We start from the raw sequence: 15011 nt of genomic DNA, 5'->3' as shown, positions 1-15011 counted from the left end.
CATGCCCAGCGTCCGCGGCCGCCGAATCCGGCCGATCGCCGCAGGCGGCAAAAAGCGAACGAATCGAACGGCTAGGAAGCCGGCGCCTGCAGCAGCTCGGCGGGAATCTGGCGCTCGCCGGCGAGGGCCTGCGCGCGCTTGAGCGCCCGCGCCCAGGCGTCCGATTGCGCCAACGCGTGCAACACGGCCACCTGCAGCACGGCGCTGTCGTAGTCGCGATCGGCCCATTGCACGATCCGGCCGGCGACGCCGCGCGCGTCCTCCGGCCGCTGCCGGGCGAGCAGCCAGCGCGCGTAGGCATCCGCCGCCAGCACCACATTGGCCGGCACGGCATGCGCCTCGGCCGCGGCCATCGCCTGGCGGAAGGCCGCCTCGGCCTCGGCGGCCTGCCCCCGTTGCGCCGCCCATTCGGCCCGCGCGACCAGCAGCACCGGCGGGGAGCCGCCGTCGCTCGGACTCTCCGCTCGCAGCGAACCCAGGTCGACGTCGCCTTGCGACGGCTGGCCCAGCGCGATCGACGCGCGCTGGCGCAACAGGATCGTGGAGAGGTCTTCGTCGTCGCTCATCTGCGACGGCGGCAGCAGCGTCCAGGCCGTGTCGATCTCCGCGATCGTCCGCTGCGCGTCGCCGCGGCGCCAGGCCAGCAGCGCCCCGGCCTGGTGGAACGTCAAGGTGAGTGCGCCGCGCACGTCCGGCTTGGCCGCCTCGGTGCTGCGCAGCAGCTCCGCCGCTTCGGCGTGCCGGCCGGCGCCGATCAGGGCGTAGGCGCGCAGTCCGGCCATCGCGTAGAGCCGGCCGGCATCGTCGACGCGCGAGCGCAGCGCCCACAGGCGTTCGCTGCTCGCCAGGGCGTCGCTCCACTGCAGAAGCTCGGCCTGCACCATGCACAGCTGCGCGAGGTCGGCGGCGAGACCGCCGATCGCGCCGAACGACTGATGGATCGCGCTGGCCGACTGCAGATACGGAACGGCCTCGGCAGGACGGCGACGATACTTCTCCAGCAAACCGAAACGGTTGTTCAGATTGGCCAGCCCGATCCGATCGCCGGCCGCGTCCAGGATCGGGCCGGCCATGCTGAGATCGGTGATCGCCTCGTCCATCCGGTTCAGGCAGGCGCGCGCGGCGCCGCGCGCGGACAAGGCGTCTCCCGCCTCGAGAGCGGTCGGCTGATCCGACAGCGCCGACACCGCGGCGTCGAAGTTGCGCTCGCCGCCGACGCAATCGTTGCGCTCTCCCATGTCGATGAAGCCGAGCAGCGTCAGCGCGCGTGCGCGCAGGGACGGCGACGCCTGCAACGCCGGATCGGCGAGCAGCGCCGTCAGCGATGCCCGCGCCGCGTCGTGCCTGCCCGCGCGCTGCTCGATCTGCGCCAGCGTCATGCGCAGGCTCGGATCGGACTGCATCGATTGCGGCGCCCCGGCCAGGATCGAGCGCGCGGTATCGAGCTGGTTGGCGAGCAGGGCCGCCCTCGCCCGCTGCAACAAGGTCTGCAGGGGGCTTCGTTCGTCCGCCGAATTCGGCGCCGGCGATCGGCCCAGCGTGGCCAGCAGCATGTCGGTCGCCTGCCGCGCCGCGTCGACCGCCTCGGGGCGCTCGGTCTCGACGGTATGCCGCGTGGCGTCCGCTCCCGTGGCGACCAGCTCGACTTTCCATCCGGCCGACGACTTGACCGCCGAACCCTGCACCAGCATCGCCGCGCCGAGCGTTTCGCGCAGCTTCTCCTCGTTCTTCGGATCGGCCGGCTCGCCGACGGCGTGCACGGCCGAGACCACGCCGTCGCTCGGCGATACCGGCATGCCGGCGCCGCGCATCCGCTGCGCGATCAGGTCCATCGCGCCCAGGCGCACCCAATCGCCTTCCGACGGCGCGTCGACTTCGAGCGGCAGCACGACCACGGCTTGCCGCGAGGCGGCCGACGCGGACACCCGAACCGCTGCGTCCCGACGGACGTACGCCTGCAGCAGCACGGCGAGGAGGCCGAGCAGCCCGGCGCCGAGAATGGCGTGGGTTTTCCAGGATCCGCGACGCGGCCGAACATCGGTGGTTGCGTACGCCGCTTCGACCGGCGACGGCGCCGGTTCCGCGGATGCCGACGCCGGGCGATCCGCGGCGGACGGATGGGCGGGCGACGGCTGGATGAGGACGGGCTGATCGGCGACCGCCACGGCGGCCGAATCCTCGTCGGCCCGCGACGCAGCCATTTCCACATCCATGACCCAGCGATAGCCGCCGCCCGACACCGTGCGGATGACGCGCTGCTCCTTCGCGTCGTCGTCGATCGCCTGGCGCGCGCGCAGCACCAGCTGACGGATCTGCTGGTCGCCGACGTCGACCTTGGCCCACACCGCCGAAGCCAGCTCGTCGCGGCCGACCACGCGCGTGCGCTGTTCCAGCAGATAGACCAGACAGTCGAACACCAGCGGCTGCACGTGCTTGCGCTCGCCTTCGCGCCACAGCTCGCGCGTCGCGGGGACGAGGCGGAAGTCGGCGAAGCGATACTCGATGGGGTCCTTCGCCGTGGAAGGTGCGACGGTCATTCCTGAGAGATTCCGCGATCGGCGTCGCAATGAGGCGCTCAGGAAATGATAGGCCAACCTCGGCGGCCCGTAACGCTCGACGCGCGAGCGTCGCCGCTGCGCAACGGCGTCCGGCATCCGAACAGTGCAATGCGATGAGCGCCGACGCGCACGTCGCCGCTCGGCGACCGAACAGCTCGTCCGTCCCGGTTCGGCCGACCCTCCCGCAGCTACGATCCGCGCCGCCGCGCGCGCGATGCCGACGCGCACGCTCCTCGGCGCTCCGCGCGAGAGCCAATGCGCCCGGCTTCGACCCCGGCGAGCAGGACACTCGGCAGCTCGCTCGACTCTCGTCGGCAGCCGCGGAAGCGCTTCCGCATGCCGACACGCTCGATCCGGCCTCGACGGATTTTGTGACATGTTGTGTCGCCGGCCTCGAGCAGAGACGACGCATCGCCGTCGCAGCGCACCGATTCACGGCGCGCGGACAACTGCGCGGCCGATCGTTTGACGGGGGTTCCGCCGCATCGCCACACCGGAAAATGCCGCAGCCGTTTTGCCGGATCGCGCCGCACCGATCCCGGCAAGTCACTGACGCGAGAAGGCTTTGCCGCCCTCCGCGCCGAAGCGCCCGCCGCCGGGGCGGGCTTCGCGGACGACTTGTCGTCGGACGTTTCGCTCGTGTCGGCGCGGCTCGCCGCGGCTTCCACGCGCACCGGCCGGCGGCGCCGAACGCACCGCGATACGCGCGGCCGCAGCGCGGTTGTCCACCTCTCCGCAGGTACGTGAGAATGATCCGTCGCTCGTTCGAGCACGGTGATCGAAAATTTTCTTGCCGGCGACGGGGGGCAGGCGCGAGGTGGCGCGTCTGAGCGTTTGGTACGCAGCCGAAGACACTTCCGCCTGACCTTATGACCCAGCTTCTGTCCGATGCCCAAGCGCCGCCCGCTCCGACTGCGCAGGCGACGTTCAACCAGGTCTACGCGGACCTGCGCAAACGCGCGCGCGCCCTGCTGGCGAACCACCAGACCAGCTCGCTCAACACCACCGCGCTGGTCCACGAGGCGTATCTGAAGTTCGAGCGCTCGAGCCAGTCGCCGAGCTGCGCGCTGCATTTCTTCAACACCGCCTCGATCGCGATGCGCCAGATCATCGTCGACCACGCGCGCTACCTGAGCGCGCAAAAGCGCAGCGCCGAGGCGATGATCACCCTGGACGGTCAGATCGACCAGGAAAGCACGCTGAACGCGACCGAGACGATCCGGCTGAACGACGCGCTCGAGGGGCTGCGCACCCTCGACGCGCGCTCGGCGCAGATCGTCGATCTGCATTTCTTCGGCGGCCTCGGCTTCGCCGAGATCGCCGGATTGCTCGACGTGTCGCTGAGCACGGTCGAGCGCGAATGGCGCGCCGCGCGCGCACTGCTCTATCGCGACATGGCGGAATGACCCGTGAGCCGCGACATCGTGTCGCTGCTGCGCGAGGCGCTCGACCAGCCCGAAGGGATCCGCGAGGCGTGGATCGACACGACCTGCCGGGACGCGCCGCGGCTCGCCGCCGAGCTGCGTGAACTGCTGCGCCGCGACGCGCAGGACAAGGGCATCCTCGACCGGCCGCTCGGCACGCTCGCCAAGGGCCTGCAATTCCAGATCGACGATCGCGCGCAGGAACTGATCGGCCGTCACGTCGGGCCGTACCGCATCACCGCCCTGCTCGGCACCGGCGGCATGGGCGTCGTCTATCTCGCCCAGCGCACGGACGTCTCGCCCGAGCAGACCGTCGCGCTGAAGCTGGTGCGCAGCGAGAAACTGCGCGGCGACGCGCAGGCGCGCTTCGCGCGCGAGCGCCGCATCCTCGCGCGCCTCTCCCATCCGCACATCGCGCACCTGATCGACGGCGGATTCGACGAACACGGCCATCCCTGGCTGGCGATGGAGTACGTCGACGGCGAACTGCTGATGCACTGGTGCAATGCGCGCAAGCTCGGCGTCCCCGAGCGCCTGCGCTTGCTGCTGGATCTGTGCGAGGCGGTCGAGTACGCCCATCGGCATTCGGTCATCCATCGCGACATCAAGCCGAGCAACGTGCTGGTCGACCGCGACGGCACCGCCAAGCTGTTCGACTTCGGCATCGCCAAGCTGCTCGACGAAGACGACCCCGACGCGCCCGCGACCGAAACCAGGGCACGCCTGCTCACGCCGGTGTACGCCGCGCCCGAGCAGATCCGCGGCGACAAGGTGACGACCGCGACCGACGTGCACGCGCTCGGCCTGCTGCTGTACGAGCTGCTGTGCGGGCGGCGGCCGTACGGCGGCGACGACGTCTCGCAGTTCGACCTGCTGCGCGAGATCCTCGAACGCGACGCGCCCGCGATGAGCGCGCGACTGGCGGCGCCGGGAAGTCCCGCCGCGCGCGACGTCGCCGCCGAGCGCGGCCTCGGCGAGCCGGCGCTGCAGCGCGTGCTGCGCGGCGACCTGCACCACATCGTCGCCAAGGCGCTGCGCAAGGAGCCCGAAGCGCGCTACCGCACTGTCGCCGAGTTCGGCGACGACCTGCGCCGCCATCTCGAGGACCGGCCGGTGCTCGCCGTGGAAGGCGCACGCATCTACCGCGTGCGCAAGTTCGTCGCGCAGCATCGGCTCGCGGTCGGCTTCGCCGCGCTCGCGCTGCTGTGCCTGCTCACGGCGCTAGTCGGCATGGGCTGGCTCGGCCACCGGCTGCGCCAGCAGGCCGCGCGCGCGGACGAGCAATCGCGCCTGGCCGTCGCCACGCGCGACTTCCTGCTCGACCTCTTCAAGTCCGCCTCGCCGGAACGCACGCTCGGCACGATTCCCGACGCGGTCCAACTCGTCGACATCGGCATGCAGCGCGCGGAAAGCCAGCTGAAGGCGCAACCGGACCTGCAGGCGCAGGTGCTGGGCACGCTCGGCAACATCTACCTCAACCTCGGCAAGTACGACACGGCGCTGGCGACGCTGGACAAGGCGCGCGGCATCGCCGCGACGACGCTCGGCGACACCGCCGCGGCGACGATGCAGCTGGACCTGGATACGGCGAACGCGATCTACGCCAAGCAGGCCAATTCCGATCGGGTACGGCCGTTGCTCGACCGCGTCATCACCGTCCAGCGGCAGCTGCCGACGGCGCAACGCACGCTGCTGGTGCCCGCCCTGATCGTCCGCGGCAGCCTCGAACGCCAGATCGGCGGCTACGACCGGGCGGAGGCGCTCCTGCGCGAAGCGATCGACCTCGCGCGCGCCGAAGGCGAGACCGGACAGCGCCAGCTCGCCGACGCCTTGTCGGCCTTGTCCCTGGTCTTCGCGCAGACCGGCAAAGGCGCCGACGCAATACCGTTGCTGCGCGAGGGAATGGCGATCGCCAGCCGAATCCTTCCCGTGGAAGATCCGGCGCGGATCAACTATCAGTCGCAGCTCGGCGCCGGCTTGTCCGCCGTCGGCCAGTTCGCCGAAGCCGAAGCGCTGCTGCGCGGCGTCGCCGAGTCGCACAAGCGCGTCCTCGGCGAGCAGCACCCGGAATACATCGAGAGCTTGATCACCCTGTCGAAGGTGCTGCTGGCCGAACGCAAGCTCGACGAACTGGAAGCTCTGGTGGGCAAGGCGCTCGAACTCGGCCTGCGCTACGACGAGAAGAGCGACCTCGTCGCCAACAGCTCACAGATCCTGGCGGTAAGGAAGATCCTCCAAGGCGATGCGGCGGCGGCGGCGCCCTACGCGCAACGTGCGCATGCGATCTTTGCGGCGCGATACGGCAAGGACAGCTATCTCGCGCTCGACGCCGAGACGACCCTGATCGACGTCCAGCTCCGCACCGGCGAATACGCGCAGGCCGAAGCCGCCGCGCGCAGCTTCCTGGCGCGCGTCGAACCGCTGAAGATCGCGCCGATGCTTACCGGCATGCAGTACAAGCTCGGCCAGATCCTGCGCATGCGCGGCCAGCCGGCGGAAGCGAGGCGCTATCAGGAGCAGGCCCTGATGGGCTGGACTGCCTCGTTCGGCGAAAGGAGTCCCACGTCGCTGCTCGCGCGCATCGAGCTGGCGAAGGCGGAACGGGACGCCGGCGATCGCGTGCGCGCGCGCGAAGTGGCGCACACGGCGGCGGGGTTCGCGCCGGCCGTCATGCCGGCCGGCGACGGCCGGGTGCTGCAGGCCCGCGCGGTGATCGCACAGCTGGACTACCTGGAGGGACGTTGCGCCGATTCCGCGCTGGCCGACCTGGAAGCGTTGCGGAAACAGCTCGAACGCGATGCGCCGAAGGCCGGCGGCGAAATCGCCGGTGCCGCGCTGATGGCGAGTCTGTGCCGGCAGCAGTCGCAGGGGCGCACGAGGACCGATGCCGAAAGCGACGTGGCGATCCGCACCCGCGCGCAACAAGTCCTGCGCGCCGCCGTGGTCGATCCCTTCTATCGCACGATCGCGAAGCAGGAACTCCGCAAGCAGTGAAGCGCTACCGCATCACGGCTTGCGGCTCGGCGCACGACCCGTCGCGACGATCCGCGGCATAGCCGCGCGCCGCGGACGCGATCCGGCCGGCGAGCACGGCGAGCGCGCGCCGATGCCCGCGCACGAGTTCGTCGTACCCCGCTCCGACGCTTTCGCGGATGCTGCTGCCGCAGACCAGCGGCGGCCGTCCGGCCTCGTCCACGCTCACGCTCCAGACCGCGTCGACCGCGGCATAGGCGCCCGGCGCCGAGTCGAAGCGGCGCAGGTCGATCTTGACGTTCAGCACCTTCGCGCCGGCCGGTCGCGGCTGCCCGGCGACGTCGGTAGCCGCCAGCGCGCGCGACAGATCCGCCGACAACGCCGCGCGCGCCTCGTCGGCGAGCGGTGCGATCCAGCGCTCCTGCTCGAGCGGCAGCACGCCGCCGCCGTCGCGCACGACCAGCTGCGGCCGGTCCACCTGCGCGGGAATGGTCACCGGCCGTACGTCGATCAGGAATGCCGCCGGCGAGGTGGCGACCGCGGCGTCGGCCGCGGTGCCGAAAAGGCTGTGATAGCGCACCGGCGCGGTGCTCGCGCAAGCGCCGAGCAGCGTGGCGCCGGCGACGATCGCCGCACGCGGCAGGTGGGCGAGGCGCGAGGTCATGGTGGGGTTCCTTCAGCTTCCCGCTCGGTCGAGGGACGCGGCGGCGGATCCGCGCGCTTGCCGCGCAGCAGCGATTCGGGGTGCACGCCGAGAGTGTCGGTGAGGACGCGCAGCGAGCGCGCGGCGCGCTGGATCTCGGCCAGCGTCTGCGCCAGGTTCTGTTGCAACGGCGAACCGGCGTTCACCGCCTGCTGCGCGTCGCCGAACAGTCCGCGCGCGCCGCTCAGCGTCGCGGTCACGTGCGGCAGGGTCGATTCGTTGACCTGGCGCAGGGCTTCGTCGAGCCGGGCGATCGTGCTGTCCAGGCGCCGGCCGATCGATTCGAACGGGATCTTGTCGAGCTTTCCGGCGATGCTGCCCATCTGCTCCTGCAGGCGATCGAGGCTGCCCGGCACGGTCGGCAGTTCCACCGGGCGCGCCTTCTCGTCGAATTCGACCTTGGGCGCGTCGGGCACGAAGTCGAGCGCGACGTACAGCTGTCCGGTCAGCAGGTTGCCGGTGCGCGCCTGCGCGCGCAGGCCGCGCGCGATCTGCGGCTTGATGAAGTTCGCCAGGCGCGTCGTCGCGTCGTTGACGCCTTTCCCCAGCTGCGCGAACTTCTCCGCGGCGCGGTCGAAGCGCTGCGGATAGATGACCACGCCGACGATCTGCAGGAAGCTCTGCCTGGCGAGGTCGTAGTCGAGCGTGATCGAAACGACCTTGCCGACGACGATGCCGCGGAAGTCGAGCGGCGCGCCGATGCTCAAGCCGCGCAGCGACTGCTCGAAGCGCAGCTGCAGATATTCCGGCTCGCCGTCGGGCGGCGCCATCGCGGTCTGCTCGTCTTCGAACAAGGCGAACTCGGCGCCTTCCCCGGCCGGCGTCGCCTCCTGCGGACCGGGCGGCGCCTGGAACGCGATGCCGCCGGCGACGACGGTCGCCAGCGATTGCGTGTTGAGCTTGAGCCCGCTCGCGTCGAGGTTGAGGTCGACGCCGCTCGCGTTCCAGAAGCGCGACGAATCGGTGACGAAACGGTCGTACGGCGCGTCGACGAATATCTCCACGCGCATTCGCCTGCCGTCCTCATCCAGCGCGTAGGACACCATGCGCCCGACCTGGATGCGCCGGTAGTAGATCGGGGAACCGACGTCGAGCGAACCGATGTCGGTCGCGCGCAACGTGAAGCGCTTGCCGGGAGAGCCGTAGACCACCGCGGGTGGACGCTCCAGGCCGACGAAGCGCTTCTTCGCCTCCCGCGAGGAGCCCTGGTCGGTGCCGATGTAGGCGCCCGACAGCAAGGTGCCGATGCCGGAAACGCCGCCCATGCCCAGGCGCGGACGCACGACCCAGAAGCGCGAATCGGCCGTGGCGAAGCCGGCGGCGTCCTTGTCCAGGCTGACGCGCGCGACGACGCGGCTGCGGTCCGGCGCGAGGTGGATCGTGTCGACCAGCCCGATCACGACGTCTTTGTACTTCACTGGCGTCTTGCCCGCCTCGAGGCCTTCGGCGGTGAGGAACGAGATCTCGATCAGCGGTCCTTCCGCGTACCAGCTGCGAATCACCATGCCGAGGCCGACCAGCGCGGCGACGATCGGCACCAGCCAGATCAGGCTCGCGCTCCAGCGCCTGCGGCGCGCCACCTGCACCGGCGGCAGCGCCGGCGCGGCGCCGGCCGGATCGTCGCGATGGTTCGATGCCGGGCTCATGCGCGCGTGTCTCCGTCAGTCGCGTGCGCACCCGCTCGATCGCGCTCGCCGCGATCCCAGATCAGGCGCGGGTCGAAGCTCATCGCCGCCAGCATCGTCAGCACGACCACCAGGCCGAAGAACACGATGCCGAGCCGCGGCTCGGCGGTACCGAGCACGCGGAACTGCACCAGCGCGCAGACCAGCGCGACGACGATCACGTCGAGCATCGACCAGTAGCCGATCAGCTCGACGAAGCGGTACAGGCGCGCGCGCTGCCGCGGCGCCCAGGCGCTGCGCCGCTGCACGGTCACCAGCAGGGTGCCGAGGGCGAGGAACTTCGTCGACGGCACCGCCACGCTGGCGATGAAGATCAGCAGCGCGATGTCCCACGAGCCCGCCTTCCAGAACTCGACCACGCCGTGCAGGATCGTGCTCTCGTCGCCGTGGCCGAGCATGCCGGCGTACATCACCGGCAAGGTGTTCGACGGCACGTAGAGGATCAGCGCGGCGATCAGCAAGGCCCACGTGCGCGCCAGCGAATCGGTCTTGCGCGGATGCAGGCGCGAGCGGCAGCGCGGGCATCTCGCCTCGTCGAGCGGACAGGCCAGGCCGCAGGTGTGGCAGCCCACCAGTCCGAATTCCGCCGCGCGCGGCGCCGCCGTCATGCGCCGGCCCTCGCCGCGCCGCCGGCGGGCAGCTGGTCCCACAGGGTGCGCACGTCGCGCTTGCTGATCACCGTGATCAGCACGGTCAGGGCCGCCGTCGCCCAGGTGCCCGGCCCGGCGATCACGTGCAGCAGGCCCGACAGCTTGACGATCGCGACGAGCACGCCGAGCAGGAACACCTCGGTCATGCTCCAGGGGCGGATCCAGTGCAGTGCGCGCATCGCGCCGCCGAAGCCCGGCGCGCGGCGTCCGCGGCGCGCGAACAGCAGCACCCAGCCGAGCAGGACGATCTGCAGCAGCGGCACGACGAACAGCGTCGCCGCGGCGACCAGCGCCACGACCAGCGACGGGCCGCGGAACAGCGCACCGATCGCGCCCAGCAGGTTGGCGTCGTTGTGCATGCCGCCGACGGCGATGCGGATCACCGGCGAGGCGTTGGCGATGACGAAGACGATCGCCCCGGTCAGCGTCAACGCGAGCAGTTGATCGACGTCCAGCCGAGTCGAGCGGTACAGCACGGCGCCGCAGCGCGTGCAGCGCGCGATCTCGTCGCGACGCAGCTCGTTGCGCTGATGGATCGAGTCGCAGTGCTCGCAAATGACGGGACGCGGTTGGACGGCCATGGTTCGACGTGACCTCGGCCGGAACGGCGAGGCCTGGGACTGCCTTTCGTATCGGGTACGAAGAACGGCCGCCGTTCCCTTCATTTCGCGCTCCGCCGACTTGCCGTCCCGCACGGGTCCGGCGCAGCGCGGGAGGTGAAGGATTCCGATGCGTTCCGACGTACTTACGACAACGCACGCCGACTGCGCGCGCGAAACGAGCTTCCTGGCTTCTTCGAGGTGTCGGAACGGGACGACCCTTCTTCATCCATCACCGATGCGTGGCGATCGCGCCGTCTTGGTCGACGCCAGCGACGCCCGGCGCCGCGACTGCGATGTCGCGTCTCCATTCGAGTGCCGGCAGGTCCGATCAGGGCGCGCACTCCAGCGGCGACCGCATTGGCCCGCCCTCTCCAGCGTGGAACAGGCCTTCTATGATCCCCGGCTCTCACAACGCAGCACCCCTCGTCGCGCAGGACGCAGCGCCTTCCGCGGTGCGCACGCGCGGGGGCCTCCGGCGGCTCGCGGCGCTCGGCCTCGTGTCCGCCGTACTGCTCACCGCCTGCGGCGGCGGCGTGCTCGACCCGAAGGGCCCGATCGGCGACGCCGAACGCAGCATCCTGCTCAACTCGTTCGTGATCATGCTGTTCGTGGTGGTGCCGGTGATCGTGCTCACGCTGGCCTTCGCCTGGTGGTTCCGCGCCTCCAACACGCGCGCGAAGTACACGCCGGAATGGGTCTACTCCGGCCGCATCGAGTTCATCGTCTGGGCGATTCCGGTGCTGGTCGTGCTGTTCCTCGGCGGCATCGCCTGGGTCGGTTCGCACGACCTGGATCCGTGGAAGCCGATCGACTCGGACAAGCCGGCGGTCGAGGTGCAGGTGATCTCGCTCGACTGGAAATGGCTGTTCATCTATCCGGAGGAAGGCGTCGCCAGCGTCAACGAGCTGGTCGTGCCGGCGGCGACGCCGGTGCATTTCCGCCTGACTTCGGCGACGGTGATGAACAGTTTCTTCGTGCCCCAGCTCGGCAGCCAGATCTACACGATGGCCGGGATGGAATCGCAGCTGCACCTGCTGGCCCACGCGCCCGGCGAGTTCGACGGCCTCTCGGCGCAGTTCAGCGGCGAAGGGTTTCCCGACATGCACTTCAAGCTGCGCGCGGTCGACGCGGCCGACTACAGCGTCTGGCTCGACCGCACCCGCGGCACCAGCGATCGGCTCGACATGGCCGCCTACCGGGCGCTGTCCGAGCCCGGCGTGGAGAAGCAGCCGCGCGCCTACGGCGCGGTCGAGGCCGATCTGTTCCGGAACGTCGTGATGCAGTCGCACACGCTGCCCGATCCGCCGCCGAACGCAGGCCGCGGCGCGCGGCCCGCGCCCGCCCATTCGCATTGAAAGACGCAGGAGAGCCGACATGCTGGGCAAGCTGACCTGGGAGGCGGTCCCCACCAACGAGCCGATCGCGCTGGTGACGGTGCTCGTCGTGCTGCTGGTGATCGGTTCCGTGCTCGCGTGGATCACGATCAAGGGCCACTGGACGTATCTGTGGAAGGAATGGATCACCAGCGTCGACCACAAGCGCGTCGGCGTCATGTACTTCCTGCTCGGCTTCGTCATGCTGCTGCGCGGCTTCGCCGACGCGATCATGATGCGCACGCATCAGGCGATGGCGCTCGGCGGCCCGGACGCCGGCTATCTCGTGCCCGATCACTTCAACCAGATCTTCTCGGCGCACGGCACGATCATGATCTTCTTCACGGCCATGCCATTCATGGTCGGGCTGATGAACTACGTCGTGCCGCTGCAGATCGGCGCGCGCGACGTGGCGTACCCGACGCTGAACTCGGTCAGCTTCTGGATCACCGCCGCCGGCGTCGCGCTGGTCAACCTCTCGCTCGGCCTGGGCGTGTACTCGCGCGCCGGATGGCTGGTGTATCCGCCGCTGTCGGGACTGCAGTTCTCGCCGGACGTCGGCGTCGACTACCACCTGTGGGCGCTGCAGATCTCCGGCATCGGCACGCTGATGTCGGGCGTCAACCTGGTCGCGACGATCTTCAAGATGCGCGCGCCCGGCATGACGCTGACGCGCATGCCGATCTTCTGCTGGACCTCGCTCGCTTCCAACCTGCTGATCGTCGCCGCGTTCCCGATCCTGACCGCGACCTTCGCGATGCTGCTGCTCGACCGCTACCTCGGCTTCCACTTCTTCACCAACGACGCCGGCGGCAACGCGATGATGTACGTCAACCTGATCTGGGCGTGGGGGCACCCGGAGGTCTACATCCTGATCCTGCCGGCGTTCGGCATCTTCTCGGAAGTGATCGCCACCTTCTCCGGCAAGCCGCTGTTCGGTTACCGCTCGATGATCGCCGCGACGATGGTGATCTGCGTGCTGTCGTTCATGGTCTGGCTGCACCACTTCTTCACGATGGGCGGCGGCGCCAACGTCAACGCGTTCTTCGGCATCATGACGATGATCATCTCGGTGCCGACCGGGGTGAAGGTGTTCAACTGGCTGTTCACGATGTACGGCGGCCGCGTGCGCTTCACCGCGCCGGTGCTGTGGACGGTCGGCTTCATGATCACCTTCGTGATCGGCGGCATGACCGGCGTGATGCTGGCGATCCCGCCGAACGATTTCGTGCTGCACAACAGCCTGTTCCTGATCGCGCACTTCCACAACGTCATCATCGGCGGCGTGGTGTTCGGCGCGCTGGCGGGATACATGTACTGGTTCCCGAAGGCGTTCGGCTTCAAGCTGCACGACGGCTGGGGCAAGGCCTCGTTCTGGCTCTGGTGCATCGGTTTCTACGTCGCCTTCATGCCGCTCTACGCGCTCGGCTTCATGGGCATGACGCGGCGCATGCAGCACTACGACAACCCGGCCTGGCAGCCGTGGCTGGTGGTGGCGATGTTCGGCGCGGTGCTGATCTTCCTCGGCATCCTCTGCCTGGTCGCGCAGCTGGTCGTCAGCATCCGCCGGCGCGAGGCGCTGGTCGACGCCACCGGCGACCCGTGGGACGGCCGCTCGCTGGAATGGATCACCACCTCGCCGCCGCCCTCGTTCAACTTCACCGTGCTGCCCGACGTGCGCGGCGAGGAGGCGTACTGGGGCATCAAGCAGGCCGCGCTCGAGGCCAGGCAGCTCGACGGCCCGCCGCGCTACGAACCGATCCACATGCCGCGCAACAGTCCGACCGGATTCTTCACGGCGTTCTTCGCCGTCGTGTTCGGCTTCGCGATGATCTGGCACATCTGGTGGCTGGCGATCCTCGCCCTGGCCGGCGCGTTCGCGGGCTTCGTCGTGTTCGCCTGGCGCGACGAGGACGAGTACGAGATTCCGGCGACCGAGGTCGCCGCCTATGACGCGAGGCGGCGCGCGGTGCGCCAGGACGTTCTCGCCCGCGCGGGGGTCAAGGCATGAGCGTCGCAGCCACCTCGCACGGCGCCCGCTCCGTCGATGCCCGCCACGGCACGGACGAGTTGGCGCACAAGCGCATCGTCGTCGGCTACGGCTTCTGGGTCTTCCTGCTGTCCGACTTCATCATGTTCGCCGGCTTCTTCGCCGCGTATGCCGTGCTCAAGGACGCGACGGCCGGCGGGCCGGGCGCGCGCGAGCTGTTCGACATCGGCAACGTCGCCGTGGAGACGCTCTGCCTGCTGCTGTCGAGCTTCACCTGCGGCATGGCGGCGCTCGCCGTGTCGGTGCGCAGCCGGATCTGGACGCAGGTCTGGCTGCTCGCGACCGGCCTGCTCGGGCTGGCGTTCTTCGCATTGGAAATGCGCGAATTCCACGAGCTGATCGAAGCCGGCAACGGCCCGCAGCGCAGCGCGTTCCTGTCGGCGTTCTTCACCCTGGTCGGCTGCCACGGCGCGCACATCGCCGTCGGCGGACTGTGGCTCGGCACGATGATGGCGCAGTTCTGGTTCAAGGGCTTCAACGAGACGCTGATCCGGCGCTTCCTGTGCTTCAGCCTGTTCTGGCACGCGCTCGACATCGTCTGGGTCGCCATCTTCACCATCGTCTATCTCATGGGAGCCGCCGGATGAGCGCCGAGAAGGAAACCGAATGGCAGGGGCAGCTCGCGCCGGGCGACGAGCTGCCGGAGGACAGCGGCCTGTCGGCCGGCGTGCGCGGCTACGTGATCGGCCTGGTCGTCTCGCTGCTGCTGACCGCCGCCTCGTTCCTGGTGCTGCACGACACGTTCCTGTGGAAACCCGGCATCCCGGTCGCCCTCGGCGTGCTCGCGGTCGCGCAGATGGGCATCCACCTCGTGTTCTTCCTGCATCTCAACACCGGGCCGGACAACACCAACAACATTCTCGCGCTCGCGTTCGGCGTGCTCATCGTCGCGATCGTCGTGTCCGGATCGCTGTGGATCATGTCGCACCTCAATCACAACATGATGCTGATGGAACGCGTGATGGACCTGCACCAGCAACGCTGACGCGATTC

General features: G+C 69.7%; 11 protein-coding genes. 6 read left to right on the top strand and 5 right to left on the bottom strand.

Annotation, left to right across the window (positions count from 1 at the left end):
* Nucleotides 1–71 precede the first annotated feature (71 nt).
* The gene (locus J7520_RS15005) at nt 72–2537 is read right to left on the bottom strand and encodes a winged helix-turn-helix domain-containing protein (RefSeq protein ID WP_291189727.1); all 2466 of its coding nucleotides are present in this window, start codon (nt 2535–2537) and stop codon (nt 72–74) included.
* Between the two features lie 890 nt (nt 2538–3427).
* Here J7520_RS15005 and J7520_RS15000 point away from each other — a divergent pair.
* Complete coding sequence (locus J7520_RS15000; RefSeq protein ID WP_291189724.1) at nt 3428–3964, top strand: ECF-type sigma factor; 537 nt, start codon at nt 3428–3430, stop codon at nt 3962–3964.
* Between the two features lie 3 nt (nt 3965–3967).
* The gene (locus J7520_RS14995; protein WP_291189721.1) at nt 3968–6976 is read left to right on the top strand and encodes a serine/threonine-protein kinase; all 3009 of its coding nucleotides are present in this window, start codon (nt 3968–3970) and stop codon (nt 6974–6976) included.
* Nucleotides 6977–6980: 4 nt separating this feature from the next.
* Here the strand turns inward: J7520_RS14995 and J7520_RS14990 are convergent, their stop codons facing one another.
* The 4 genes from J7520_RS14990 to J7520_RS14975 are packed head-to-tail and all read right to left on the bottom strand — an operon-like array spanning nt 6981 to nt 10574.
* Nucleotides 6981–7619, bottom strand: a complete 639-nt coding sequence (locus J7520_RS14990; RefSeq protein ID WP_291189718.1) for a PqiC family protein — start codon at nt 7617–7619, stop codon at nt 6981–6983.
* Nucleotides 7616–9304 carry an MlaD family protein gene (locus tag J7520_RS14985; RefSeq protein WP_291189715.1) on the bottom strand — a complete coding sequence of 563 codons (1689 nt, stop codon included), beginning with the start codon at nt 9302–9304 and terminating at the stop codon, nt 7616–7618. The genes J7520_RS14990 and J7520_RS14985 overlap by 4 nt, the downstream gene beginning before the upstream one ends.
* On the bottom strand, nt 9301–9951 hold the full coding sequence (locus tag J7520_RS14980; protein WP_291189712.1) for a paraquat-inducible protein A: 651 nt from the start codon (nt 9949–9951) through the stop codon (nt 9301–9303). Before J7520_RS14980 ends, J7520_RS14985 begins: the two co-directional genes overlap by 4 nt.
* Nucleotides 9948–10574 (bottom strand): paraquat-inducible protein A, encoded by a 627-nt coding sequence (locus tag J7520_RS14975; protein ID WP_291189710.1) that lies wholly within the window; start codon nt 10572–10574, stop codon nt 9948–9950. Before J7520_RS14975 ends, J7520_RS14980 begins: the two co-directional genes overlap by 4 nt.
* A gap of 518 nt (nt 10575–11092) precedes the next feature.
* On the opposite strand from J7520_RS14975, the gene cyoA reads away from it, so the two are divergent.
* The 4 genes from cyoA to cyoD are packed head-to-tail and all read left to right on the top strand — an operon-like array spanning nt 11093 to nt 15003.
* Nucleotides 11093–11950: a ubiquinol oxidase subunit II gene (gene cyoA, locus J7520_RS14970; protein ID WP_291189707.1), complete on the top strand. Its 858-nt coding sequence runs from the start codon at nt 11093–11095 to the stop codon at nt 11948–11950.
* A gap of 19 nt (nt 11951–11969) precedes the next feature.
* On the top strand, nt 11970–13979 hold the full coding sequence (cyoB, locus tag J7520_RS14965; protein WP_345776920.1) for a cytochrome o ubiquinol oxidase subunit I: 2010 nt from the start codon (nt 11970–11972) through the stop codon (nt 13977–13979).
* Nucleotides 13976–14605 (top strand): cytochrome c oxidase subunit 3, encoded by a 630-nt coding sequence (locus J7520_RS14960; protein WP_291189704.1) that lies wholly within the window; start codon nt 13976–13978, stop codon nt 14603–14605. Before cyoB ends, J7520_RS14960 begins: the two co-directional genes overlap by 4 nt.
* The gene (gene cyoD, locus J7520_RS14955) at nt 14602–15003 is read left to right on the top strand and encodes a cytochrome o ubiquinol oxidase subunit IV (RefSeq protein WP_291189702.1); all 402 of its coding nucleotides are present in this window, start codon (nt 14602–14604) and stop codon (nt 15001–15003) included. Before J7520_RS14960 ends, cyoD begins: the two co-directional genes overlap by 4 nt.
* Nucleotides 15004–15011 lie beyond the last annotated feature (8 nt).

The sequence above is a fragment of the Dokdonella sp. genome (assembly GCF_017744955.1).
Classification (GTDB): Bacteria; Pseudomonadota; Gammaproteobacteria; order Xanthomonadales; family Rhodanobacteraceae; genus Dokdonella_A.
This window is presented reverse-complemented; position numbering and strand designations above follow the sequence as displayed.